This window comes from Longispora albida DSM 44784, from assembly GCF_000379825.1.
Classification (GTDB): Bacteria; Actinomycetota; Actinomycetes; order Mycobacteriales; family Micromonosporaceae; genus Longispora; species Longispora albida.
Genome location: NZ_KB903813.1, coordinates 113623 through 138266, shown reverse-complemented (window position 1 = coordinate 138266; position 24644 = coordinate 113623). Strand labels below are relative to the sequence as shown.

Here is a 24644-nt window from a genome sequence, read left to right as displayed (position 1 = left end):
GCCGGGAGCCGGGAGCCGGGAGCCGGGAGCCGGGAGCCGGGAGCCGGGAGCCGGGAGCCGGTCCTGGCCGTCGCGCGCACGGTGACCTCGGTCGGCCGGCTGCTGGATGTGCTGCCGATCTTCGCTGACGATCCGCGGGTCACGGTTTCGCTCACAATCGCCCCGGGCTCGGTGCACGCGGCGGGCACTCGTGAGCTGGCGGACGTGCATGGGATGCGGCTGCTGCCATGGGAGAAGGCGGTTGATGAGCCTTTCAAGCTGGCGTTGTCGGCGAGCGCGAACGGCGCGCTGCACCGGTTGCGGGCGCCGGTGGTGGTACTGCCTCACGGGGCCGGGTTCAGCAAGCTGCTTCCCGGCGGCGGCATCTCGGGCCTGGCAGCCAGCCAGCTGATGCATCACGGCAGGGTGATCCCGGCCGCCATCGTGCTCCCGCACCACGGGCAGCTCAGCCGGCTGCGGGAGGAATGCCCGCAGGCCGCGGAGCGGGCGGTGGTAGCCGGAGATCCGTGCTTCGACCGGATCATGGCCAGTTCCCACCGGCGCGGCGAGTACCGGCAGGCGTTCGGCGTTCCCGAGGGTGCCCGCATGGTGGTGCTGTCGTCCACATGGGAGAACGATTCGCTGTTTGAGCGGCAGCCGGATCTGGCCGGGCGACTGCTGGACGAGCTTCCGTACGACGGCTACCGGGTAGCGATGATCATGCATCCGAATGTGTGGGCCCGGTATCAACGTTTCCAGATCCGCCAGTGGCTGCGGCGTGCCGAACGCGCTGGGCTGATCCTGATACCTCCCGCCGAAGGGTGGCGTGCCGCCATCACGGCTGCCGACGTTTTCATCGGCGACTACGGCTCGTGCGCGCTGTACGCGGCGGGCGCGGGAGTTCCGGTCCTCCTGGCAGAATCCGGCAGCGGGCATGTCGCCCCCGGATCGCCCGCTGACCAGTTCGCGGGCACAGCCCGCCACCTCAACCCGGAGACTGGCCTGCGGGCGCAGATCGATGAAGCGATCAGCGCAGGACCCGCCAGCCTGCCCGCAGGCGTGTTCGCCCCGCCGGGCCGGTCCCTCAGCGTCCTGCGGTCGCTGTGCTACCGGCTGCTGCAGCTGCCCGAACCTCTCCACCCGGCGGAATCCCGGTCCGTGCCCGTGCCGGAACATGCCTGCCCGGAACCCACGGCGTTCCGGGTCCACTCCAGCGTGGAAGGCACCCTGGTGCGTCTGGACAGGTACCCGCCGGACACCGCTGGAGGGCACCTCGCCGCCGACGCCGACCGCGAGCCCCTTCCCCGGTACCTGGCCTCCGCCTCCGTACTCTGGCGCACGGGCTGGCCAGCTCAGCCACCACACCAGTGGGCCGCGCAGACGCTCGCTACCTGGCCCGCCGCCCGCATCGCCGCCATCGCGCTGCCTGACTCCCGGTGCGTCCTGTTCGAACGCGACGGCAGCGCATGGCTCAGCACAGCAGCAGGCGCAGTGGCCGACGCCACCTGCCACCCGTCAGCATGGCTGGCGTTGTGGAGAAACGGCCAGCGACCGGCGACCACTGCTCTTCACGCCGGAGAAGCCGAGGCTGTCCTGACCATCACCCCGTGGACCGGTGCCGCCTCCTCAGCCAAGTAAGCGAGCGGGCAATCACAAGCCGGGCACACTCAGGCATCCGCGGCCTGAGCGGCACCCGCTTCGATGTACGCGGCGGTAGCACGGGCCCGCAGGCCTTCAGCCTCACTGGACCTGCCGCCGTCGGCGGCGATGGCGGCAAGCACGGCGAGGATGTCGCCCTGGTGGCGCACGAGCGCGTGTTCCTCAGCGATCGCGAGCGCGTGCTGCAGCTGCTGTGCCGCCTCGCTGGTTTCGCCGGCCACGTGGAGGACTGCGCCGAGGCCTGCACACGCCCGGGCTTCGGACCCGGTATCAGTGGCGTGCCGGACAGAACGGCGCATGCTGCCGGCCGCTTCCCGGGTCTTGCCCTGCGCGAGCAGGGCCCTGCCCAGATGCAGGCTTTGCAGAGCGATCCCCCGGTCGTACTCGACGGATTCGTTGAACTCAAGAGCCTTGCGGAAGCTGACCTCGGCGGCGGCTGGCTCACCGGCATGCAGGTGAACGATCCCCTGGAACTCGTACGCCATCCCCATGAGCCGCTCGCGGTGCTCCACGCCGTCGTCCCACGCCGCCTGCGCGAGCATGACCGCCCATCCGGCCTGCTCATGTGCCTGGGCGGTCATCCCGTGCTCGGCGTATCCACGGGCCAGCCGCGCCCGGATCGCCGCCTCAGCAGCAACAGCGCCCGACTCCTGCGCTGCCGCAGCCCCCGCGACGTGGACGGTAATCCAGTCCTCCAGGAACGGCCGGTGCGCGAACAGCGCCCACATCGCCTCCGCGAGCTGCCACACCAGCTCATGACAGCCGTATGCGGCGCCCAACGAAACGACACGCACCATCTGCTTGCGGTGCGCGCCCAGCCAGCGCTGCGCCTGCCCCTTCGACGAGAACGGCCGCGAGGAAGGCTCCGGCGCATACCTCAGCCGTACCGGTGTCGTCGCATAGTCCGCAGCCGCCGCCATCTGCCAGGCCCAGCCGGCGGCCCTGCAGGCGATCAGTGCGGCGGCTGGGTCGTTGTGCCCGGCTGCCGCCGCGTGCTCACGCGCTGCTTCCAGGATGGTGAACCTGCCGGGCTCGGTCTCGCAGGCCAGGTGCAAGCGGGTGAGCTCCCGCAGATCCCGCAGCACCGGCCTGCCAGCCGCCACCTCGATCAAATCCGAGGGCAGGTCCTCACCGCCCAGCAGGCCCGCGATCCGGTACACCGCCGCAGCCTCATCCGCCAGCGCCTCGCAGCTCAGATCCAGCAGCCGGCCGACCGGCCCGCCCGCCCCAGCCTCACGAAGCTCCGCGCACAACCACGCGACGCTCAGCGAATCGCTGGTGGACAAACGCGCCGCCGACAGCAGGATCGCCTGAGGAAGACCCCGGCACAAAACAGCCAGCTCCCGGAAACCGGCTGCCTGCCCGGTGAAACGCGGGCCGCTGAGCCGCTCCTTGAGCATCGCCACGCACTCACCGACCGGCATCGGGCTGACCGCCACGTACTCCGCACCCAGGCCCGCGATCGCCTCGGGCAGCACCTGGCGGCTCGTCACAACCACCACGGCCTGCGGCGAAGAAGGCGTCAGCAGCTCGATATCTGCCTCGCCCTGCGCGTCATCAATCATGACGAGCAGGTCCTTGTCCTCCGTCAGGGTCCGGTACATCGCCTGCCGCCCCTGCACCGTCGACGGCATCAGCGCCGCAGGGCAGCCCAGCTCAGCGAGAAACCCCTCCAGCGCCTCACCCGCCCCGCAGCCCTGCGGCCCAAGCCGCGCATACAGCTGCCCGTCGAGGAACCTGCCGTGCTGCGCGCGTGCCCACTGCACCACCACCGCGCTCTTACCCACCCCCGGGACACCCGACACCAGGCCCGTGCGAGGGGCATGCCCATTGACTATAAGAAGATCATCAAGCCGCGCGAGAGTGTCCACCCGGTTCGTGAACGGGTACGCAGCTCTCGGCAGCTGCGCAGGCAGACGCCGCGCCATCGCCGACACCAGCGCCCACCCGGCAGCCCGGGCATCACCCACGGCCACGCTCACGAAACCATCCGCCGTATCCATCAATCCCCCAAACAGGACGGCTACCGCAAGAACCCTACAGAGCCGCGCCCCCGCCACACAGACATCAACACGACAGGCGCCACAACACGAGCGGAGACACCATCAAAGCGGCGACGTCCCGCAGTCAATGACAGCGGCCTGACCAAGGCCGCGATCGAGCCCGGCAGCACCCGGGACTGAACAAAGCCAAGATCAACACAGGCCTGCTGGCCGGTCCGGCGTGGCGTAGATTGGCCCGGGCGTTGCCTTCATGTTTGAGCCGGTCGTTGTAGGAGTTTTGGTGGCGGTACCGGATTTCCAGGCGTTGATGCTGCCGATCCTCGCCGCGCATCTCCAAGCTGGAGAGTGCACGGCGCGTGACTTGGTGGCTGAGCTGTCTGATGTGTTCGGCCTGTCGGCTGAGGACCGGGCTGCGACGATTCCGTCGGGCAGGCAGACGCTCATGGTCAACCGGGCAGCGTGGGCGGTCACGCATCTCTGTCAGGCTGCACTTTTGGAACGGGTGAGCCGTGGCCGTACCCGCCTGACTCCGCGCGGGGAAGAGGTCTTGGCAGGTCAGCCCGAGCGTGTTGACATGAGGGTCCTGAAGGGTTTCCCCGAGTACAACGAGTTCCGGGCACGCAAACGAGTTACGGCAGAACCCAGCGTGGCGGTAGATGCCGGGATCCCTGAATCTCCGCGGGAAGCCATCCCTGCCCTGGCTGCCGAGGCGAATGCCACGCTAGCCGCAGAACTAATCACACGTCTTCAGAAGGAACCCCCTGCCTTCATGGAACGCTGCGTGGTGGATCTGCTGCGGAGCATGGGCTACGGGGGACGCGAAGGGGAAGTCCGTCATGTCGGAGGATCCAACGACGGTGGGATCGACGGCCTGATCCGCCAGGACGCGCTCGGACTCGACGTGGTGTACATCCAGGCAAAACGGTACGGGAACGGCAACGTCGTGCAGCGGCCCGAGTTACACGCTTTCGTCGGAGCGATGCACGGCAGGCAGGCCAACCGTGGCATCTTCATCACCACCAGCAGCTTCAGCGACGGTGCCGTGGCGTACGCCAGGGAAGTCGCCAGCCATGTGGTCCTGATCGACGGAACACGCCTCGGCACGCTGATGGTTCAGTACCGATGTGGCGTGAAGGTAGTCGAGACCGTCGAACTCATCGAGATCGACGAGGACTTCTTCGAGTAACCCCCGCACGCGCCTGTGCGCATGGCTGAAGGTCTGCGCGGCAAGGCCGTCAGCGAAAGGCGCAAGCCTGAGGGTTAGCTCTGGTGACCGCCTGCGGTTGCGGCTTCGGATGCGCCTGTATCTAGCTTCAACAGAGCTTGCCTCGCGCCTGCCACTCCGCAGTCGACAGCTGTACGGAGTACTTGCACGGCTCCGGCATGGTCCCCGCACCTCACACGCAGTTCGGCGATTTTGGTCAGTATCTGAAGATCTCCGGCCTCCGCGATGCGCCATAGCAGGGCTTCCGCCCCGGCGATGTCTCCTCTGCCCTCCCGCACTCTGGCGATCTCGCACCATGCGGCGTTGCCTGGTGCCAGTGAGGACAGGCGCTCATAGCGCGCCGCTAGCTGTTCTGCCATGCCGGAGTCGCCCGCGCGTTCACGGATTCCGGCAAGCTTCACAAGACCGAAGGCTTCGCCTTGCTGGACCACCCGCTCGTAGATCTTGCGCCTGGCCCGGCCTCGTCCTTGCTTCTCGCGGAGCTGTGCCAGCTCCATCATCGCCGGTGCAGATCCTGCGTTGCTGGCCCGCCACAGCAAAGCGGCGGCCTGGCGCTCGTCGCCCCGTCCCGCGTAGAACGAGGCAGCCACACGCAGCGCCTGGGGCTGTCCAGCCTGCGCAGCCCGCTCGCAGTAAGCCAGGGTCTGATCGGCGTCGCCGTAGGTCGTGGACAGCATGATCAGCTCGAAAAGGGCTTTCGTAAAGCCGAGCTTCGCCGCGTGTTCCATCACGCTCAGCGCCCGGTCATGTTCTTCTGGGCCATAGGTCCAGGCGAGTCCGGTGAGTGCTTCGCGGTTGCCGCATTGAAAGGATCTGGTGGCCAGATGCAGCGCAGCGTCGTGCTGACCCTCCGCCGCCAGGTGCCTGGCCTGGTATTCCACGGCTCGGGCGCCGCCGGCTTTGAGAGCTTTCTCGTAGAGGCGGTCAGCTTCCTCAAGGTCACCGTGGTGTGCACGCACGGATGCCAGTCCCACCATCGGATACGGCTCCCTCCCGTTGTCGGCCTTGCTGTACCAGGCCTCAGCGAGATCCCATTCACCTTCGTCCTCGTGCCACACCCCGAGGATGGTCTGGGACCAGGAGTCGCCGTTGTCTGCGGCGAGGCGGAAATAGGGCATCGCGGCTTCGCGATTCTCGGCATTGTCGATCTGCGTCGCGAAGGCTGAAACTCCGGCGGCCTCGCCACGGGCTGCAGCCTCCCGCGCCAGCTGGTGGGCGATGTCGATCCGTGAGCGGGCGTAGGCAGCCTGGGCGAGCCGGGAAAGGTCCCCGCTCTCGACGTCCGTGCGCAACGAAGCGAGCCAGAAGATATCCGGCGGGCAGATACGGGCACGGGCCCGCTTCGCGTGCTGCTCAAGATAGTCGGCCAGCCGGTAGGTGACACGTGATTCAGCCGCCGTCCCCGGCCTGATGCGCGAAAGGGGGCCGCGGGCGCCCCTGCAGAGCGGCAGCAGGTATTCAGCTGCGGCTTCGAACCAGTCACCCGGGAGGTGGTCTCGTTCGAGGCTGGTCATGTACGCCTGCGCGGCGTCCATCAGGAAACCCGCGGGGAGTGCCTGCTGCCAGCCCAGCCGGCGGGCATCCATGGCGGCGTGCAGTACGGCCCGTGCTGCCGGGGGCGCGGTTTTGTACCGTTCGATCTGGGCCGGCCCTCCGCCCAGGTACTGGGTGATATGCCCTTCCTCTGCTTGGGCCCGGGCCTCAGCAAGACGCTGGTCGCCGTCCGCAGCTCGCTCCAGAAGGTCCAGCTCAGCCGGAGTGAAGGTTTCGGGCACGAGGATGAAGCGCTCGGTGACCAGGGCCCGGCATTGAGGCCTTATATCACCCTCGGTTTCCGCAGGTGCCAGTTTGAGGCGGTACTCGTGCCAGAGGGTGCCAAGTATCAGCACGGGCGCGCAACGGCCGTCCCGGAGGGCTCCGATGAGCAGTCCGGCGATCTTCTCGTCGCGGTGGACGTCGTCGGTGCAGAGGTAGCGTTGCAGTTCGTTCAGCCACAGCACGGTGTTCGGAGCAATCGCGGGCAGGCCAGCCAGAAGCTCGTCCGGGGACGCCGGATGCCACAGCCACCAGTCTTCCGGAAGCCGCTGGACCTGCTCCCATGCCGAGCGCGTCTTCCCGGTTGAGGAGTTGCCCAGCAGTACCCCGATGCCGCCAATGCCCTCAATGGCGCGATCAACGACCTTTCCCAGTTCGCCGTCATGCTGGCGCGGGACGTAAGTCGGTAGCTGCGGCGCGGAAGGGGCCAGGGCGACTGGCTGGATGGCGGCATGGACCTCCAGCGCGAGGGGGTCCTGGAACTCTGCGATCGGCCTGCCGGGACGAGGCCGAGCTTCTACCAGGACGTCGTCATCACAGAATCGCTCTGCGACGGCCCTGCCGAACGACTGGGCAACGATGTCCGGGTGCCGGCGCAGCTTGCTGCCGAGCGTGTGGGCATCCCAGATCTGGTCGATGACGAAGTCTGGGTGGGCCAGTTGATACTCATAGATCGCATCCTGGACCTTGGCCGAAATCCGCGGAAGAGACGTGACAACGGCCAGGCGCTTGGCGCCGAAAGGCCTGCTTCCCGCAACGAAGGGGTCGAGAATCTTCCGCAGATCACTGACCGTGAACCTCTTGACGCGCCGGAACTGAAACACGTGCCACTCACCGGATGAGTCCTGAGCGAACGCGTCAATACCCTTTTGCCGCTGGCCAGGTGTTCCGTACAGACGGGACACCGTCATGCCTTCGGCCACCTCGATCGTGCTGCGCGCAAGGCACTCGAAGCCTTCCCAGGAAAGGTCACCAAAGGGCAGCACCGCAAGCTTCGGATCGACGACAACTGGCAAGCGGCGCTGATCGTCACCCGATATCGCCATCCCACTTCCCGTCTCACCCGACACCTGAACCCCCCGCCCGTCAGCCTGCCTGCCTGCCTGCCACCGTAGCCAAGAGGTACGACAGGCGGCGCCTAGCGCCAGGGAGGAGCATCAACCAGCAGCGCGCATTGCGCAGCACGGGTAAGCAGTTCCGAACAGCGGATAAGCCAGGCACTCGGCTGAACCACACATCCAGGCCTTGAGCTCTGCCTGATGAAGACCTGGGCGGTCAGTTCAGGGGTACGACGGCGGCGCCGGTTCCGGCGTATGCGGCCGGGTTGGCGGTGATGACGGGGCGGCCGTGCTGCCAGTCCGGGGTGGGACGGCCCAGGACGATGGCGTGGGCGATCCGCCAGTCGTGGCCTTCGCTGATGAGCTGGCCTGCGGCGCTGGCTGCCGGGTAGTCGAGTTCGGCGACCTCAAGCTGGGGAAGGTGCCCGACGTGCTCGGCGATCAGCGGGCGCTCGGCTGTGGCGGCTGCCAGGCATAGGGCGGGCACGTAGACGTGCCGGTCGGGGCGGGCGTGGGCGACCACGACAAGCCGGGACAGGGTGCGGTTGCCTGCTCCGAGTGCTGCGAGGGCTGAGGCGTCCAGGACGAAGCCGAGGATCACGCGGCTGCCGCTCCCGGCCGCGCGGTGTCATCGAGGGCAAGATGGCCTGCGGCGAGGTTCTCCCAGAGCCGTTCGCCAGCGGCCAGGTCCTCGGGGCCGAAGCCGGGGACGAGGTGCTGTGCGGTGTAGGCGGAGGCGGCTTCGGTGCGGGCCTGGCGCTCGGCGCGGGTCAGGGTGTTTTCCGCGAAGTTCGCCAGGAGTTTCTTCACGCTGAGGCCCTGGTCGTCGGCGATCTCGGCCAGGCGGTCACGCACGGCGGAGTCCACCCGCAGGCTGGTGTCACTCATAACGGCAGCATACAACCTGCATACATCTGTTGCGGGAAGTCGTGCCCGGCGTCATTGCCTGACTATCCCGCCCGCGCACACCGCCTGGTGCCTGCAGCTGACGGGACCAGTCACACGGAGTTCTATATGGCTCCCTGGTGTGCCTTGCCGCCGCCGTAGTGGCGGAGGACGCGGAGGATCTCGTGGCGTTTGGCTTTGAGGACGTTGACCGCGCCGAGGGTGACAGCGCCGAGGCTGGGGACGTACTGGGGTCCGCCGCCGAAGTTGTCGTACTCGGGGAACAGGGCGGCCTGGGGTGTCCAGGCGACGATGTGCAGGTGCCCGCGTACGCGGATGACGTCGATGCGGGTGATCTCTGTCCAGGGGATCCACGCTGTTTCGGTGCGGGAGTAGACCTGGATGCCTTCGGTGCCGACTTCGACGCGGACCGGGGATCTGGCCATGCCCGCGAAGCCGATGATCATGAGGGTGAAGAAAGCCGCCAGGCATCCGGCTCCCGCCCGCTCTAGCGTGGAGAATTCCGGGGCGAAAACCATCGCGATCAGCAGTGCGACGAGGAGGGTGAGCAGGGCGACGATGACCTTGTAGTAGGCCCGGTGGGCGTCCAGGACTGCGTACTGGCCTTCGGGGTTGCCGCGGTCTGGGCGCCGGACGTCCCAGGGGATGCGGGGGTCCGGCGGCGGTGTAACAGGAGTTGCCCCCGCCGGGGTGGGTGGCTGCGGCTGGCCTTGAGGCGCTGGCGGAGGGGTGGCGGGCGGCCGTGATGGAGGTGCGGCGGGTAGTGGGGCAGGCTGCGTGCGGGGGTGTGCTGGTTCCGGGACGGCGGGCGTTGTTCCGGGGGCTGGCAGGTGCGCCCGGATGACCTCGCAGGCTTGCCCCGTTCCTTCGGCGGCGGTGCTGCGGGCGGTGAAGATCGTCGTGCCGGTGCCGCTGATCTGCGTGTCGCCCGGCCCGCTCGCGGCGTTCATGACCGGCGTGCAGGTCCCTGCCACCAGGTCCAGGAAACCTAGAGTCCCATCGCCGCTGGTGGTGAGGACCGCGCCAGAACCGGCCGGGATGAGCCCTGTGATCGGCACACCGGCGATGGCGATCTGGCGAGCCGGCCCGGTCTGGAAGTCCTGGACGATGGCCCCGGGCGAGGCCGCTATCACCAGGGTCTGCGGTCCTGCCCAGGCTGCGGAGCGGGGACTGACGCAGTGCAGCGGGTGGCTTGCCTGGGTGCCGAGCCTGTCTCCGAGCCGGGTGATTGACGGGGCATCGGTACCGGGCGTGCCGCCGCTGAGGACCCATGTGGTGCCGCCCGGGCCGGGGATCAGGGCTGCGGGGGTAGCGAAGCCGCCGCCGAGCACGGTGATCTGGCCGCCGCCGTACCGGGCGGCACCGTGGCCGCGGGTGAACAGGAGGCTCTCGCCGTTCTCAGGCAGCGGGTTTCCGTGGCAGCCGGGTACCGGCGCGGCCCAGGAGATAGCCTGCCGTGCGATGTCGGCGTCGATGATTCCCGTGCTGGCCGTGACGAGGACCCGGTCCCCGCCGACGGCGGCGACGCCAGGCTGGGCGCCGCACGGAACCGTCAGGACAGGCTGCGCTGTTCCCGGAATCAGCGGTGTAGCCGGACTGTGGAACTGGCCGGGTGGTGTCCCGCCGGTCGTGAGGAGCGCGGTGAGCGGGGTGTATGCCTCGCCGCGGAAAGCGGCCTGGTCGTGCACGAGGCCCATGAGTTCCTGCGGGACGACGAGACCGGCGAGCATTGCCTCGACGTGCTGGGAGTCCAGTAGCAGCAGTTCCAGGCGTTCCCCGTGAGCGAGGTCCGCGAGGGCCTCGCTGCTGTAGCCGGACATGGACACGAACACCCCGAACGTGCCCGCCAGGCGCTGGCGGACCCGCTTCTGCAGCTTCGCGATGTGCCCGGTGTCCGCCTTCTGCTGCTCCCACTTCGCCTCAAGCACGTAGCGCACACCGCCGACCGTGAACGCCACATCGATCTCGCCGGCAGCACGCAGCGAGGACTGCGCCGGGTGCCCGTAACAGCGCAGCATCTGCGCGAGCAGGTCGTTGAAACGCATGCCCCGGGACTGGGGCGTGTGCCCTTCCAGGCGACGCAGCCGCCCGTACTCCCCGATCAGCCCCCGCAGGCCCGACACATCATGCACCCCGACAGTCTGCACCCCAGCCACCCCGCACGCCGGCCCCAGCGTCGATCCGCCGCGAGCGGTGCAACCGACCCGGGAAGGAGCCCAAGCACGGCCGCTATAGCTAGCATGACCGGTCATTGATCATGCAGGTACGGTGCCGGCATCGCCGGTGGCACTGCCGCTGAGGCGATCGGGGGACGCCATGACAGCCCAGGAACAGCCACCACTCGTGCCGCACCATCTCGGTGTTCTCGTAGACGGCAACCGCCGGTGGGCAACCCGGCAGGGGTTTGCCGACCCGCACGACGGCCACCGGGCGGGTGCGGGCAAGGTCCCGGAAGTGATCGGATGGTGCGCTCAGGCGGGTATCGAGGTCGTCGCGTTCTACCTGCTGTCAGCGCGCAATCTGCACCGCCCCGCAGCCGAACTGCTGCCTCTTCTCAGCATCATCGAAGACCTCGTGACCGGTCTCGCCGGGCCCCACCAGCCGTGGCGGCTGCGCCTCGCTCGCTCGTTCCACCTACTGCCCACCGGCACCGCCAGACGACTGCGGACGACCGCCGCCGAAGCGGCTGACCGGCAGGATCGGGGCCCGATCGTGAACGTGCTGATCGCCTACAGCGGCCACGACGAGATCACCGAAGCCGTCCGCGCCCTCCTCGCCCGCCAAGCAGCCGCAGGGGCCAGCATCAGCGACATAGTGCGGAACCTGCACGTCGGCGGCATCAGCCGCGAGCTCACCACAGCGGGCCAGCCCGCTCCCGGCTTCCTCATCCGCACCGGCGGAGAGCACCGCCTGTCAGGCTTCATGCCCTGGCAGACTGCCGAAGCCGAGTTCTGCTTCCGGCCGTCACATGGCCCGGCCTTCAGCTATCAGGACTTCACCGACACGCTCGCCGTCTACGCCCGAAGGCGCCGCCGCTTCGGCCAGTAACAGCCACTGGAGCAGCCCCGGAAGGGGTCAGCCCGGCTCCCGGCCGGCACCAGAACGCCGCCGGGGCGCGGTGGTACCAGAGGGCTGCTTCAGTGGCCCGAAGCCGAATTCCTTTAGCAGCTGCGCGCCCCATGCCTGCAGCGCGGTCTCGTAGGTGGCGTTGTACGCAGCGGCATATTCGTCGGTTTTTGCTGCGGAAACGCGGTGAGCCTCGCGCTGGCGTCCGAGATCAGCGACGAGGCGTTCCCTGCGTGCGTTCTCGGCTTTGACGAGCTGCTTGACCTTGGCCGCCAGATCCGGTTGCCGCGCCATGACACCCTCCCGCTCCCCGCGATCCCCTTGCTGATCATTGTGAAACCTGGAGCACTCCGGAGAGCTGAGAACGCCTGATCCCAGCCCTCAGGATCACAGGAAGGGGTCTGCCGGGGTGCTGGCAGGTGGCCTCCGATCGAAGCTGACCGGGTGCTTGGCAGGGGTAGCGCGGCTGCCGGGCGGGCGGTTAGCGTTGACTGTCTGATTTGGAACTGGAGCGATGGAGCCGCCAGATGGAGCGTGCGGAGGGGCGTACGTGCGGGCGCGCGACCCGTTCCGGAAGCCCGTGCAAGGTGCGGCTGCATGGGGCGGATCTGGCCTGTTCCAGGCACGCTTCTGAGCAGGACCGGACGCTGGCGGAGGCGTATCAGCGCGGCTGGAATGAGGGCTTTCAGGCCGCCAGCCGCAGCAGCGAAGGCCTCCAGAACATGCGGGCAGAGCGTCTGGAACGGCGCGTGGCTGACCTTGAACGGCAGCTCGATGAGGCGTCCAGGTATTACGAGTACGGCGGGGATCAGGTCGTCGAAGTCGGCCGGTACGCCTACCGCTGGCCCGGCCTAGGCCGCCTGGAAGTCGGCGACCGGGTGCTGCTTCCGGAGAACTGGATCAGCCAGATGAAGCACGGGCCAGGCCCCGTCGAGGGCGTCGTGACCAAGCTTGGGGCGACCTATCGCGGCGAGCTTTCCGTCATCATCGGCCGCGCGCCGGGTGCCGGCTGACCGTCACGACGGTCACGGAACCGGTTCGCTGGCTACACCTGTGATGCCCCGTTGCCGGGCGGCGGTCAGCCGAATACGGCGCCGATTTTGACTCGCCCGGCGGGCAGAAACCGGGCTGCCGGGACCTCGATCAGGATGATCAACCAGCCGCCCGCGACACAGAAACCCGCCACCTGGCGTCCCGCGAGCCGGAGTGAAACCGGCGGTGCCGCGCGTCCCAGGCGGACTATTGCCGTCCCGCCGCGCCGGTCTTCACCGGCGCTCCGACCTCACCGCAGGCGCGCCGCCCGGCAGGCTTCGCGTGCTGGCTTGGCCGGCTGGGCGGCTCCCGCACCCTTTCCCGTTTCGGGCATGCGGCCGAGCCGGCGTGGCTTCACAGGCGCTCCCCGGCCGTCTCTCAGCTCTCACAGCGCGCCCGGCCTGCGGCTGTGAGAGGCCGGCGCGTTCCCGTTTCCTGCTCTCACAGCACCGCATGCCCGGAATTGCCGTTATTCGAGGTATGTCGATGGATTCAGTGGCTTGAGCTGCGCTGTTAGAGCAGGGGATGCTGCTGTGAGAGCTTGTGAGAGCAGAGCCTGTTCGCCAGCTCTCACAGAGCCCGTATGTCCAGATGCAGGGAAAGCACAGGCTGGCCCGGCCCGCCACGGCGCGTGACGGGCTGCAGAGCCTGATGTCACAGCAGGCCTCTGACCTGCGGTTTCAGATTGCTTACAGGCTATTTCAGAATGGTTTCAGATTCGAAGGTGTCTTCCGGATCTGAAAAACCCGGGTTAGGGGTTGCAGGAACGCCCTGCCGGCTCTGTGCCCTGAACGCACGACCGCGCCGGTCATGCACGGCAGGCCGGCCGCGGCTGCCCGGTCTGACCCGAACGGGGCTGGTGCTGTGAGAGCTTGAGACAGCTTGTGAGAGCGGGGCTTGTGCGCCAGCTCTAACAGTGACCGCTTGTTGTGCTGGATGCGTTCACGCCGGAGCCGTCCTCAGCCCAGGGCAGGTGATCGTCCCCGGAGCTGCCGGCTTCCGGGCCCTTGCCTCTTGCCGCCGTCACGCCACCGGGCAGCCGGGGTATCCCGGCTTCAGCGGCTGGTCACGCCCCGCAGAAGGTGTCCGTTGGGCCTGGACCCAAACGGACACCTTCTGCGGGGCGTCCGCGCAGCACGCCGCGCGATTACCCGTTCTGGTCCTGCCGGCGACTGACTGCTTCAGCAGTCTGACTTCTTCTCCCCCCACGGCACACATACAACCCTCACACCAATCCTGGAGTTCTTCATGCCTACAGGCCGTTCCTTCCTCACCCGGCTCCGCAGCGATGGCGGCCCGGAAATGCGGCTGCTGGAAATCCTCCTGCAGCAGCGCCTCGCCACCACCCAGCAGCTGGCACGGGCCACCGGCGCCCTGGACCGCAGTACCTTGCGGTGCCTGCAGCGCCTCGAAGACCACCACCTCGTCCGCCACGACCGGCTCGGCCGGCGGGCCGGTACCGCACCGCAGCACTGGTGGGTGACCCCGGCCGGTGCGCGGCTGGCCGCGTCGACCGCCCGCGGCGTCACCGGCACGTGGGCCGCATCCGAAGTCCCGCACGCCCTGGCCATCACCGAGCTGTGGGTCAGCATGCTCACCGCCAGCGAGACGGGCGGCCCGCGGCTGCTGGAGTGGCGTACCGACCGGGACGGGTGGCTGCGGTGGGAACGCCCGCACGGCGGCACCGGGCAGCTCACCCCCGACGCCATGTTCACCGTCGATCTTGGTGGCGGGCTGACGGGGTGTGCGATCGCCGAGATCGACATGGGCACCATGACCCAGACCCAGCTGCGCGTCAAAGCCGAACGGTACCTGCTGTACGCGGCCGAACGCGGCTGGCGCGGCGTGCTGCCGCACTGCCCGCCGATGCTGCTGTTCACCACCTCCCGCGTACGGGCGGAAAACTTCATGCGGCCCGCAGCCAAGCTCACCGACACTGCCCGCCGCCGCGCCGGCACCGTCAAGCCGTTCACCATCCTCGGCCGTACTTACTACCCGGCCGTCATGCACATCGCCGCCACCGGCACCGTCCGCACCCCCGCCACAGCCCTCCGCGACGCGGTCTGGCTGCACGGCGACATCGCCGACGAACCCGCCACCCTCACCGGGCTCCTCACCCAGATCGCCACCGCCCAGCACGACCAGGACACCGACGTACGGGAACAAGCCGCCGACAAGGCCGCGGCCGACCGGTACTACGCCGTCCGCGACGCGCTCTCCGCCATCAGCCGGCTTGATGAGCAAGACGCCGCCATCACCAGCCATCTCGGTGGCCCCGCAGGGGTGCTCCGCGAGTACCCCGACGTCGCCGAGGCCCTGGTCGCCTGGCACACCACCCCCGGCCCCGGCACCGCCGAGACAGCCGCCCTGAGGGAGCTGCTGTCCGCCGAGCACGCCCGGATCTGGACCGCACAAGCCACCCAGCTCGCCACCGCCATCGAGCACGACCCGCAGCAGGCCAGCCTGGCTGCGGCAGCCCGGGAACTGAGCGCCGGGAACATCCTCACCGAAAGCCAGGCCACAGTTCTCACCACCACCGGCGGCCCCGCGATCGGCGAGGTCCAGAAGCAGCTCCTGCAAGCCCACGAAGAACAGCGTGCCCTGCACGTTGAGGCCACTCTGCGGAACATGGGCGTCCTGCGCCGGCACCGCGCCGACCGCGAAGCCATCGCTGCTGCCTACGACGATGAGCATCTGCTCATCTGCGCCGGCTGCTCACTGCGCTACCCGCACGAGCGGGAACCCGCACCGTGCAGCACCTGCCACAGTGAGCTGATCAGCCACACCAGCCGCCACCAGGCCCGCACCACCGCCGATCACTGGCACGTCATCCGCGCCCGCCTCGGCGCACAAACCTGACTGCCGGTCGCGGGCGCCGAGGCCCGCCTCCTTTTAAGCCCCGTGGTCCCGGCCAGAACCGGCACACGGGGCTTTCCTGATCGCCCTCCCCAGCTTGACCGCTGGGGACAAGGCTGGCCGCCTCCTGCGGCCACACGGCACCCAGGCCACCGGACTTGGCCCGGGTGCCGTTGCTTCACCCAGCCCTCTCGCCCAGCCGCACACGGCGGGCACACCCATCCCGAAAGGCACCACCTTGCACAGCACCGGCACCCACAGCACGAACCCCCAACCCTCCAGCCTGCTCCTCCACGAGCTGGCCGACGTCAACTGCTCGCTGATGGCCTCCGACAGGTGGCTCTTCGACCTGCTCCACGAGCACCGCGTGCTGACCGTCAGCCAGCTCGTCCGCTTCGGCTTCCGCACCACGGCCCGCGACGCCGGAAGGCGCCTGCGGGTCCTGCGAAGCCGGCAAATCACTGCCAGCTTCGACCACGTCACGCCCGCCGGGACCCGCCAGCGGTGCTGGACCCTCGGCGTGCGCGGCCGGCAGCTCACCGCCCTGTGGGACGACCAGGCCGTCCCCGCAGACGGCGACGCCGCCCGGCTCGTCACGAACCAGGCCGCAGACCCAGGCAACAACCACGCCCTGGCCATCGGGGAGTTCTTCTCCCGGCTCGCCGAAGGCTCCCGCCCCGGCACGTTCACCGACCTGCGGTTCTGGTGGGGACCGCGCTCCTGCGCCGCACTACCCGCAGCTGCGGGCAAGGGACCGCTGGAATACGGAAGCTACTTCAGCCACGGAACCCACATCGGTTTCTGGCTCCACCACCCAGCCCCCGCACCCGCCGCCCTGCCCGCCGTTATCCGCGGATACCAGGAACTCGCCGCAGCGACCGGCACCAGCACCGTCCTCATCCCCGCTGCCAGCCAGGCAGCCGAAGACCAGCTCTGGAACAACCTGGCCGCCTGCGACCTCACCGGCCTGACCATCGCCACCACCACCAGCCACCCCACAGGCCCCGGCATCCCGCAATGGCGCACCAGCCCCGCAGGCCAGCTCATCCCCTTCAGCGCCCTGCCCGGCACGTACCGCACGGATCACCCCTGGTGGGGCGCCAAGCCCTCCCAGAACCTGCCGCCGCTACCCGGCCACCCCATCTGGGACCCCGAACGCGAGTACGACGAAGCCGTATTCGACAACTGGGAAACCTGCAGGGACACCACCAGCACCTGAGCCCCAGCCCCGCCCCTCACCGGGGCTGGGCACCCACAACTCCATAGCCCCGCCCTCCCCATGAAGGGGGCCGTCCCGCGACGCGTCGCGGGACGGCCCCCTTCATCTCGTTCCAGGACCCCTCATGAACAACCCCGCCACCAGCACCCAGCCCGCCGTCGTCTGGACCGCCGACAGCATCGCCGCGCTCGGCGCGTTCACCACCCTGCAAATCGCAGGCCAGATCTTCGGCATGTCCCAAAGCCACGCCTACGCCCTCGCCGCCGCAGGCGAATTCCCCGTCCCAGTCCTGCGCGCCGGACGCCGCTGGAAAGTACCCGTCGCACCCATCCTCGCCGCCGCCCGCCACACCACCCCGCCAGCTGCCGAATCCGGCACGGCGACTTGATCCGGGCGCGGAGCCGAGCGTCACTGCACACCGATCAGACACCCGCCCAGCGGCGGGCACCCCGCACAACCCGAAAGCGAACAACCCCTCATGGCTTCCGAAGGCTCCATCTTCAAGTGGTGCACCTGCAAAACCCCCGCCGGCAAACGCCTCGGCGCCCAATGCCCCGACCTGCGCCGCGCCGACGGCAACTGGCACCCCCAGCACGGCCGCTGGGCCTACCAGCTCGAACTCCCCAAAACCCTCCTCGGCAAACGCCGCCAGCTCAAACGCGAACCCGCCGCCACCGACAACTCGAAGAACGCCGCGCGCGACGAACGCGACCACGCCCGTGACCTGCTCCGCCTCGCCAGCGGCGACCCCGCACTCCTCGATGAGATCGCCACCCTCCTCAAAGGAGTACGCCCCGGCCAGCCACTCCCCGACCGCAACGCCATCGCCCGCCGCCTCCGCGCCGGAGTACCCGCCGCGATCAGCATCACCGTCGGCGAATACCTCACCCAGTGGATCGGCGAACGCCAGATCGACGAGAAAACGAAGATCAACTACGCAGGGCACATCCGCAACTACTTCCTCCCCAACCTCGGGGACATCGCCCTGGACAAACTCTCCAGGGCGCACATCCAGGCCATGTTCGCCGCGATCGTCAAACGCAACACCGAGATCACCGCCGCCCGCCAGCACACCGACCCCATGATCCGGGCCAGCGTGCGGGGGAAGAAGACCGTGGCGGCGACCTCGATGCACCGGATCCGTGCGACGCTGCGGACCGCGCTCAACGACGCGATGCGCAAGGACCGGCTCATCGAGCACAACCCCGCAGCCCACGTCGAACTCCCCGCAGCCGAGAAACCCGTCGCGCGGGTCTGGACCGCGCCCAGGGTCAAGGCGTGGCAGGAGACCGGGCACATCCCCAGCTCGGTGATGGTGTGGACCCCGGCACAGGCCGGGGAGTTCCTCGACTACGTCGAGGTGAGGGATCCGGAGCTGTACCCGGTGTTCGCCCTCATCCTGCGGCGCGGGCCACGCCGGGGAGAGGCGATCGGCATCACCTGCGACCAGCTCGACCACCGTACCGAGCGCACCGCGACCATCACCTGCCAGATCGCGCTGCACGCCGGAAGCGAACTCGTCTACAAGCCAGTCAAGACCCAGGCAGGGGACCGGACCTTCGGCCTCGACACCGAAACCTGCGCCGACCTGCAGGCCTACTGGGTACGGCGCTCCGCCCAGAAACTCGCCGCCGGACCCGCATGGCCGAAGACCATCAGAATGCGGATCCCCTCCCCCGACGGAACGGTCCAGCACGCCAACGTGGACCTGTTCTTCCGCCGCCCCGACGGGCGAGCCTGGAACCCGGACCTGGTTTCCGAACGCTGGGACCGCTACGTGCGCGACTCCGGCCTGCCACCCGTCGGCATCCACGACGGCCGCCATGCGGCGGCGACGTTCGCCAAGGCCGCCGGCGCTGACCTGAAAGAGATCCAGGAACTCCTCGGGCACGCCAACGTAGCGACCACCGGCGACATCTACACCAGCATCCTCCAGGAAACCGAACGCGAACGCGCCGAGCAGACCGCCAGACTCATCCCCCGCCAGCGGCGCGCGGCCTGACAAGGACCCGGCCCGGCTCGCTTTCGGCGAGCCGGGCCGTCCGGGTTGCACACCCGGCCAGCGGGACAATCTGACTGATCCGCGTCGCACAGGCCGAGGACAGGTACTGAAGGCTGACTCATGGGAGGTCATGCCGGAATCCCGCTCCCATGCAAGCGCGTGGTTCTCATCGCACACCCTGCGACGCCACTGACTCGGAGCAGCCGTTAGCGGACAGAGTCGGAATCAAAGTGCCGCCATCCGCGTTGGCCGGCACTTGAACTCATACGCAGTTCAGACCCCCGCGCCCGCGCCCCGGATGGCCAGCGGAATGTAGACACCCCCGCTGCCTTCGAACCGCCTGAGCTTTTTCCCCGCTGAGCCCCGGCCACGCTGAAGGGCCCGGCTTTCCCTAGCAGCCGCCGTTCCCCGTAGCTAATCTGCCGGTTCGCAGAGACGGCTGAGCTGGGACTTTCCTGGCTCAGCCGGTCTTGCTATTCAGCGGCAAGTGATACCGCTGAGAGCTGGCCTTGGAGGATCAGGGAACCGGGCGTCGCAGCCATCGCACAACGTCAGCTCGATCGTCCGCCAGCCGCGTAGCCGCGCGCCGGCCCCGCACCATTCACACACCGTCGCCGAACGCGCCCGGAACTCCTCCACGATCGCGTCTAGCTCGTCAGCCTCCTGCGGCGACCATCGCACCTCGCCGATGACTGGCTGCAGAGGAACCGCACGGAAGGCGAGCACGCCCCCCGACTGCTCGATCGCCTGCAGTTCGTACTCCGGAAACGTCGCCGACAGGCGGCGATGGCACTCCCGCACCAGAGGCCGCCAGCCCTCGCCCACCCAGGCGACCTCGAACTCATAGTCACGTGCGTGAGGACGCAGCTCAGCGATCAGCTCACCGCTGTTGACCGGATCAAGACACCACACGCCCTCACCCTGCCACAGCCACTGGATCAAGCAGCCGCTCCCGGCTAACGCAGGTGATCGCGTTCATCGACCAGCCGATCGGGGCTTCCAAGAAAGGCCGCCGCACCTACCGGCCCGAACGCCAGGTTGAGGGTGTCCAGCCGGTAGCTCCAGGCACCGCCTGCTAGTGCGGGCCACGAGAAGCGATAGTTGACCTGCCACCGCACCCACTCGCCGCGCTCCAGCCATACCGACGGCGGCCGGCGCCACCGCCGAGGCATCCCGAACAGGGAGACCACCAGCTCCACCCGCAGCCTGCCGCCGGCTTCCTTGAGCAGCACACCCGCCCGGTCCGGCTCCCCAGCACGCAGCGATTCCTGCGGCGCGAAGCCGTCCCGCTCGTCCATCAGCACCTCATGGACCGCTGGCCGCTCAGCCGCAGGCAGCGCAAACCCCACCGGCGCTGCGCTACGAAGTGTCGCTCCCGCCCCGCCCCGGGACCGCTTTGTCCACGACGTCCGCACCCACTGCGCCACCACATCCACAACGCGATCTTCCCGCCCGGCGGATGCGACCGGCAACGCACTTCCCGCCATCCGCCAGCGTGGTCCATGATCGCCGGCCTGGTGATGCTCTAGCGGCTGTCGCGCATTGCCTCCCGATCGAGCACCTCGACGGACATGATCCGGTCGCCCACCACGTCCAGGATCAGCATGCCCTTCTCGGGGCTCAGCGGCACGTTCCGATGGCCAGGCCCATATCCCCCATCCGGCCGATCGGCGGTAGGACGTCATGGCCGATGCAGTAGTGGGCGGCCGTCACGGTCGCGTCGGCGTCCGTGGCGCACATCGCGGCTGTGAGCCGCATGCAGCTCTCAGCGAGCGCGGTGCTGGTGTGCGGCAGGCCCCACCCTCCTCCAGGAACAACGCGAAGCGCCGCAGCACGCCCGACAACATCATCCAGCAGCTAACATCCGCCGGCCGCCCCGCCGATGGTCAGGTCCTTCCCTATCGCCGAGAAACTATCGCTGGGGCCCGGAACTCTCCGAAAGGACGCCGGCAAGAGGCTGGCGAACTGGGCTTCTAGCAATCACTGCGAACCAGTAGTGGTTAGCCTGCGGTCAGGTCGCGGTGAGACGCTGCGGGCAGCATGGTCTTAGCGGGAAACGGGAAACCTTCCCCGGTGCTCCGTATGACCGCTGAAAGAGCCCTGAAAATGGGTTCCTATTCAAGGAAGGAGGTGTGCCATGACCAAGGTCAAGGAGATCGTGATTGCCCAGGAGAGCTCGGGTGGCTCGTGCGCGTAGTCGGTGTTGAGCGGCGCTCGCTGCCCGCTTCAACCTCTGAGGTAACCCGAGGGGAGGTGTTTGGCATGCAGAAGGTCGCTGACGTCGTTATCCGGCACGACAGCAAGGACGGTTCTTGCGCGTAATGCGCGGGCCTGTGCGGCATCCACCGAAGGTGGGTGCCGCACCCTTTCATGTCGTGGTCGGCGATACCGAGTTCCAGATTGGCTGACGGAGGGAATCAGAATGATCGTCGGGGGCCTCGGATGAGCCGGGCTGGATCAGTAGTTGGCTTGCGCTCGGGAGTAACCGCAAGCCAAGACAGCGACGGCCTGCTTCACATTGTCTTTCTCAGCACCGGGCGTCATTGTCTCTACGAGGTAGAGGGCGAAGCGCTGGAAGCGGTCAGGTTACTTGGTGACTCCCGGCCTTGGGAAGATGTCTTGCAAGGCGTCCAGGTCAAGCATCCTGACTTCACGGCCAGCCGTCTCGAAGCCATCTTGGACACCCTTGAGGCCGAAGATGCACTTGACGTCGCGGCCCGCGCGGAAGTCCCCCCTGCAGGGGATGTCGAGACGGCGGTGTACGAGAAGCAGGTCAGCTTCTTCCGTGACTTTGCCGGGACAGCAGCTGCCGCACGGTCCGTACAGTCGAGGCTGCGTCAGGGCAAAGTCACAGTGATTGGCGCGGGTGGCATGGGATCGTGGGTCATCCAGTCCCTGGCCATGACGGGGGTCGGCCAGGTGCTCGTGATTGACCCAGACACAGTATCTGCGGGCAATCTCTCGCGACAGGTGTTGTACGGCCCGGCCGACATCGGGCAGCCTAAAGCGTTGGTTGTACGCGATAAGATCCAGACGCTGACGGGCGGCAGGGTCAGGGTGGATGTCGCCCTGGAGACGTTCTCCGCCGAAACTGGGCCTGGCATCTTTTCTGGTTCCGACCTTGTCATCAACTGCAGCGACGAACCAAGCGTTCATATGACGACGGACTGGGTCTCGGCAGCCTGCATGCCGCAGGGTATTCCCTTCGTCGCAGGCGGCGGCTATACAGGTCACATCGGGTTCGTGGGCACGACAATCGTTCCTGGAGCCACCGCCTGCTGGGAGTGCTATAAGGCCTCCTACTACGAACAGCCCAGGTACCAGCTTGAACACATAGCGGGCGACAGGCGCAGGGCGGGTGCCTTTTCTCCGATGGCTGCTGTCATTGCGAACTTGCAGGCATGGGATGCGCTCCGGGTCCTCGGCGGACTTGGAGAGCCACTTCTAGCGAACCGCGTTGGGGAACTCGACGCGCAGACCCTCACCATCCAGTGGCGGACGTTCGAGCGCGTCCAATGTTGTCGTGGCTGTGCCACCGCCGAGAAGGGATAAGTGCCGTGCTGGTAGAAGACAGCGTCACCGACATGGACATGGTCACCTCTAACGCCAGGCTGTTCGAGCTCCTGTACCAGCATCTCCCGCTAGATGATGTCCTTAGCATGTTCGAAACCCTCAATGATTGGGAGATCCGGAACACGGTTGCGCACAGGATCAACCGAAATGCTGTGTCGGTACATGACATCGTGAAGTCTGTCCCTCAGCTTTCCAGTACGGCCGAGCAGATTGCCGCAGAATGGGCTCGCTTCAGGATTACGGGAAACGCGCAACTCTATGCGCTGATGGCCCAGCTGGAACGGAAAGAGCGCTGCGGGCTGACGGTTGGGGTTGAAGGCGCTCACCACCTGGACGCCGCGCTCGCTTCAGGTGACGGGGTGGTCATCGTGACCCCGCACGTTGGCCTGTTCCAGGCCGTGCCCCTGTTCGTGGCCTCACGAGGCGCACACCCAACCGTCCTTGCCAATGACGGCGGTTTCGATGACATCTCGTCAGTGTTCCGCGCAACCGCCCCGGTCCTGAGTACGCAGTTCACGCCGCGCAAGGTCAAGGACCCAGCCACACTGCCTGCTCTGGCCAGGGCGCTGCACGCCGGAACGCCCGTCATCATGTACCCGGAGTTCTCGATGGGCACGTCGGGCAATGCGGGCAGTCTTCGTGCTCCCTTCCTCGGCCGTGAGGCGTGGATTCCGACTGGCCCGGCAAGGTTGGCCCGTCTCGCCTCGGTAGACATCTTGCCGATTGCGACACGCCTGGTAGGTCGGCGCGAAGTCGTGTTCGACATCCAGCCGCCGCTGAAGAGCGATGCCGTGGCAGATGATCCTCGGGCAGCGTCCCTGAAGATTTTCTCCTGGTTGGAGCAGACCATTCTCTCTGATCCCCATCTATGGTGGTGCTGGCCGATGCTTACATCGACGATGACGGTGACCAGTGACTCTTGATCAGAGCCAGCCTCTCGCCAGCGAAACGGCGGTCCGCAGAGGACCGTTCTTGCTGCTACTCGCATCAGCGCTGGTGAACATGATCGGCAGCACCATGACGCTGGTCGCGATACCGCTGATTGTCTTGTCCGTTACCCGCTCGCCCCTGGCTCTTGGTGTAGTCAGTGCAGCCGAGACCGCAGCTGTCGTGGTGGGGATGTTCCTGTCCGGCCCCTTGATCGATCGTGTTGGTCCCCGCAGGATGGCCATCTGGTCAAGTCTTCTTGCCGGGGCGGTACTCGCGGCCATCCCGATCACTGCCTCGCTAGGCGAGATGGAGATCTGGACTCTGGCGGTTGTCGGTGCCGCTGCTGCACTTGCCGCCTCGCCGGGCCTGACCTGCAGACAGATGCTTCTGGGTGCTGCCGCGACCACAGCTGGAGTGGGTCAGGCCAGAGCGGGCTCGGTGTACTGGATCTTTCCCCGGCTGGGCATGGTCATCGGCGGTCCGCTAGCGGTCGCACTCCTGGCCAGCCTGGGGAATACCGCTGTTATCTGGCTCGACGTAGCCAGCTTCGTCATCTCGGCCGCCCTCATACTGGGCGTGGCGGGTGCTCGTCCCTCAATGTCGGGCCAGCAGGCGTCGAGCTCGTACATGCGCGATCTTGCAGAGGGTCTGCAGGCGGTGTGGAGCATCCGGGCCGTCCGGCTGATGACCATCACCGCCTTCGTGCTGAGCGCGTTCGACGCTCCGCGCATCAGTGTCATCGCGCCCGTGTACCTCAGCCGTGTCGGCGCGCCATCGACTGTTCTTGCCTGGGTGGTGGGAATTTACACGGCCGGATCCCTGGCTGGGCTCGTGCTGTACACGCTTTTCCTGCCCAGGTTGTCTATCCGGTGGGTTCTGGCCGGTTGCCTGACAGCTACTGGATGCGCCTACTTGCTGCTTGCCGCAGCGCCAGGAATACCCGCTGCCCTGATCGGCATGATGCTGGCGGGCATCGCCCAGGGGCCGTTCCTGCCGATCATGATCCAGATCGTCAACGAAAACACAGTGCCTCATGTTCGGGGCCGGGTGCTCGGTGCGATCATGGCGGCTGTCTCGGTCGCCCTTCCCCTGGGCAATCTGACCTTCGGCGCCGCGCTGGAAGCTGTTCCTCTGTGGATAGCGCTGGGAGCAACGGCTGCCGCATACCTGGGAGCGGCCTGGCCTGTGGCACGCATCGCCTCCAGAAGCGAGGATCCGAAACCGGAACTGGCACCGCCGGCGGTGTGATAGCTCCGCTGCGCTGATCCCCTAGCTGCCGCCAATGAACGACTTTGCTGGCGGCTGCAGGGGAAGTGGAAGC

At 67.7% G+C, this 24644-nt stretch carries 19 protein-coding genes; 11 read left to right on the top strand and 8 right to left on the bottom strand.

All coding sequences use genetic code 11. The features are described from left to right. The coding region (locus A3G1_RS32485; protein WP_169437507.1) for a hypothetical protein at positions 1–1617 on the top strand (1617 nt) is incomplete at its 5' end. 29 nt (positions 1618–1646) lie between these two features. Here the strand turns inward: A3G1_RS32485 and A3G1_RS0100585 are convergent. After that, positions 1647–3575, bottom strand: a complete 1929-nt coding sequence (locus tag A3G1_RS0100585) for a hypothetical protein (protein ID WP_157640814.1) — start codon at positions 3573–3575, stop codon at positions 1647–1649. 316 nt (positions 3576–3891) lie between these two features. Between A3G1_RS0100585 and A3G1_RS39310 the strand changes: the two genes are divergently transcribed. Further along, positions 3892–4827 (top strand): restriction endonuclease, encoded by a 936-nt coding sequence (locus A3G1_RS39310; protein WP_157640812.1) that lies wholly within the window; start codon positions 3892–3894, stop codon positions 4825–4827. A 74-nt stretch (positions 4828–4901) separates the two neighbouring features. Here the strand turns inward: A3G1_RS39310 and A3G1_RS0100575 are convergent, their stop codons facing one another. The 4 genes from A3G1_RS0100575 to A3G1_RS40245 all read right to left on the bottom strand — a co-directional run bounded on the left by A3G1_RS0100575 (position 4902) and on the right by A3G1_RS40245 (position 10777). Continuing rightward, entirely contained in the window at positions 4902–7727 is a 2826-nt protein-coding gene (locus tag A3G1_RS0100575; RefSeq protein WP_018347508.1) for a tetratricopeptide repeat protein, read from the bottom strand. 229 nt (positions 7728–7956) lie between these two features. Further along, positions 7957–8340, bottom strand: coding sequence for a PIN domain-containing protein (locus A3G1_RS32475; protein ID WP_018347507.1), 384 nt, complete (start codon positions 8338–8340; stop codon positions 7957–7959). Next, positions 8337–8627 carry a hypothetical protein gene (locus tag A3G1_RS32470; protein ID WP_018347506.1) on the bottom strand — a complete coding sequence of 97 codons (291 nt, stop codon included), beginning with the start codon at positions 8625–8627 and terminating at the stop codon, positions 8337–8339. The genes A3G1_RS32475 and A3G1_RS32470 overlap by 4 nt, the downstream gene beginning before the upstream one ends. Positions 8628–8749: 122 nt before the next feature. Continuing rightward, positions 8750–10777, bottom strand: coding sequence for a restriction endonuclease (locus A3G1_RS40245; protein ID WP_211216197.1), 2028 nt, complete (start codon positions 10775–10777; stop codon positions 8750–8752). A 184-nt stretch (positions 10778–10961) separates the two neighbouring features. Here A3G1_RS40245 and uppS point away from each other — a divergent pair, with 184 nt between their 5' ends. Continuing rightward, positions 10962–11693: a polyprenyl diphosphate synthase gene (gene uppS / locus A3G1_RS0100555; protein WP_026211663.1), complete on the top strand. Its 732-nt coding sequence runs from the start codon at positions 10962–10964 to the stop codon at positions 11691–11693. A gap of 27 nt (positions 11694–11720) precedes the next feature. Here the strand turns inward: uppS and A3G1_RS40240 are convergent, their stop codons facing one another. Then, positions 11721–12005 (bottom strand): hypothetical protein, encoded by a 285-nt coding sequence (locus A3G1_RS40240; protein ID WP_157640810.1) that lies wholly within the window; start codon positions 12003–12005, stop codon positions 11721–11723. 233 nt (positions 12006–12238) lie between these two features. Here A3G1_RS40240 and A3G1_RS0100545 point away from each other — a divergent pair, with 233 nt between their 5' ends. The 5 genes from A3G1_RS0100545 (at position 12239) to A3G1_RS0100520 (ending at position 18820) form a co-directional block, all read left to right on the top strand. Continuing rightward, the gene (locus tag A3G1_RS0100545) at positions 12239–12724 is read left to right on the top strand and encodes a hypothetical protein (protein ID WP_211216196.1); all 486 of its coding nucleotides are present in this window, start codon (positions 12239–12241) and stop codon (positions 12722–12724) included. Positions 12725–13991: 1267 nt separating this feature from the next. Beyond that, on the top strand, positions 13992–15602 hold the full coding sequence (locus A3G1_RS0100535; RefSeq protein ID WP_018347502.1) for a replication-relaxation family protein: 1611 nt from the start codon (positions 13992–13994) through the stop codon (positions 15600–15602). A gap of 235 nt (positions 15603–15837) precedes the next feature. Then, the gene (locus A3G1_RS0100530) at positions 15838–16818 is read left to right on the top strand and encodes a replication-relaxation family protein (RefSeq protein ID WP_018347501.1); all 981 of its coding nucleotides are present in this window, start codon (positions 15838–15840) and stop codon (positions 16816–16818) included. Positions 16819–16942: 124 nt separating this feature from the next. Next, complete coding sequence (locus A3G1_RS0100525) at positions 16943–17206, top strand: hypothetical protein (RefSeq protein WP_018347500.1); 264 nt, start codon at positions 16943–16945, stop codon at positions 17204–17206. Between the two features lie 90 nt (positions 17207–17296). Continuing rightward, the gene (locus A3G1_RS0100520) at positions 17297–18820 is read left to right on the top strand and encodes a tyrosine-type recombinase/integrase (protein ID WP_018347499.1); all 1524 of its coding nucleotides are present in this window, start codon (positions 17297–17299) and stop codon (positions 18818–18820) included. Between the two features lie 477 nt (positions 18821–19297). Here A3G1_RS0100520 and A3G1_RS32460 read toward each other — a convergent pair whose 3' ends face one another. Then, on the bottom strand, positions 19298–19762 hold the full coding sequence (locus A3G1_RS32460) for a hypothetical protein (RefSeq protein WP_018347498.1): 465 nt from the start codon (positions 19760–19762) through the stop codon (positions 19298–19300). 14 nt (positions 19763–19776) lie between these two features. Beyond that, complete coding sequence (locus A3G1_RS0100510) at positions 19777–20118, bottom strand: hypothetical protein (RefSeq protein WP_018347497.1); 342 nt, start codon at positions 20116–20118, stop codon at positions 19777–19779. Between the two features lie 1171 nt (positions 20119–21289). Here A3G1_RS0100510 and A3G1_RS0100495 point away from each other — a divergent pair. Genes A3G1_RS0100495 through A3G1_RS0100485 form a run of 3 tightly spaced genes read left to right on the top strand, consistent with a single transcriptional unit; the run spans position 21290 to position 24571 of the window. Continuing rightward, positions 21290–22372, top strand: a complete 1083-nt coding sequence (locus A3G1_RS0100495; RefSeq protein WP_157640808.1) for a HesA/MoeB/ThiF family protein — start codon at positions 21290–21292, stop codon at positions 22370–22372. Positions 22373–22377: 5 nt separating this feature from the next. Beyond that, positions 22378–23316, top strand: a complete 939-nt coding sequence (locus tag A3G1_RS0100490) for a lysophospholipid acyltransferase family protein (RefSeq protein ID WP_018347493.1) — start codon at positions 22378–22380, stop codon at positions 23314–23316. Further along, the gene (locus A3G1_RS0100485) at positions 23306–24571 is read left to right on the top strand and encodes an MFS transporter (protein WP_157640806.1); all 1266 of its coding nucleotides are present in this window, start codon (positions 23306–23308) and stop codon (positions 24569–24571) included. Before A3G1_RS0100490 ends, A3G1_RS0100485 begins: the two co-directional genes overlap by 11 nt. Positions 24572–24644: the final 73 nt, after the last annotated feature.

Excerpts from the sequence above, each read along its gene's own strand:
- A3G1_RS39310 (WP_157640812.1), top strand. The coding sequence starts at position 3,892 with ATGTTTGAGCCGGTCGTTGTAGGAGTTTTGGTGGCGGTACCGGATTTC.
- A3G1_RS0100575 (WP_018347508.1), bottom strand. The coding sequence starts at position 7,727 with ATGGCGATATCGGGTGACGATCAGCGCCGCTTGCCAGTTGTCGTCGAT.
- A3G1_RS32470 (WP_018347506.1), bottom strand. The coding sequence starts at position 8,627 with ATGAGTGACACCAGCCTGCGGGTGGACTCCGCCGTGCGTGACCGCCTG.
- uppS (WP_026211663.1), top strand. The coding sequence starts at position 10,962 with ATGACAGCCCAGGAACAGCCACCACTCGTGCCGCACCATCTCGGTGTT.
- A3G1_RS40240 (WP_157640810.1), bottom strand. The coding sequence starts at position 12,005 with ATGGCGCGGCAACCGGATCTGGCGGCCAAGGTCAAGCAGCTCGTCAAA.
- A3G1_RS0100545 (WP_211216196.1), top strand. The coding sequence starts at position 12,239 with ATGGAGCGTGCGGAGGGGCGTACGTGCGGGCGCGCGACCCGTTCCGGA.
- A3G1_RS0100535 (WP_018347502.1), top strand. The coding sequence starts at position 13,992 with ATGCCTACAGGCCGTTCCTTCCTCACCCGGCTCCGCAGCGATGGCGGC.
- A3G1_RS0100525 (WP_018347500.1), top strand. The coding sequence starts at position 16,943 with ATGAACAACCCCGCCACCAGCACCCAGCCCGCCGTCGTCTGGACCGCC.
- A3G1_RS0100520 (WP_018347499.1), top strand. The coding sequence starts at position 17,297 with ATGGCTTCCGAAGGCTCCATCTTCAAGTGGTGCACCTGCAAAACCCCC.
- A3G1_RS0100510 (WP_018347497.1), bottom strand. The coding sequence starts at position 20,118 with ATGGACGAGCGGGACGGCTTCGCGCCGCAGGAATCGCTGCGTGCTGGG.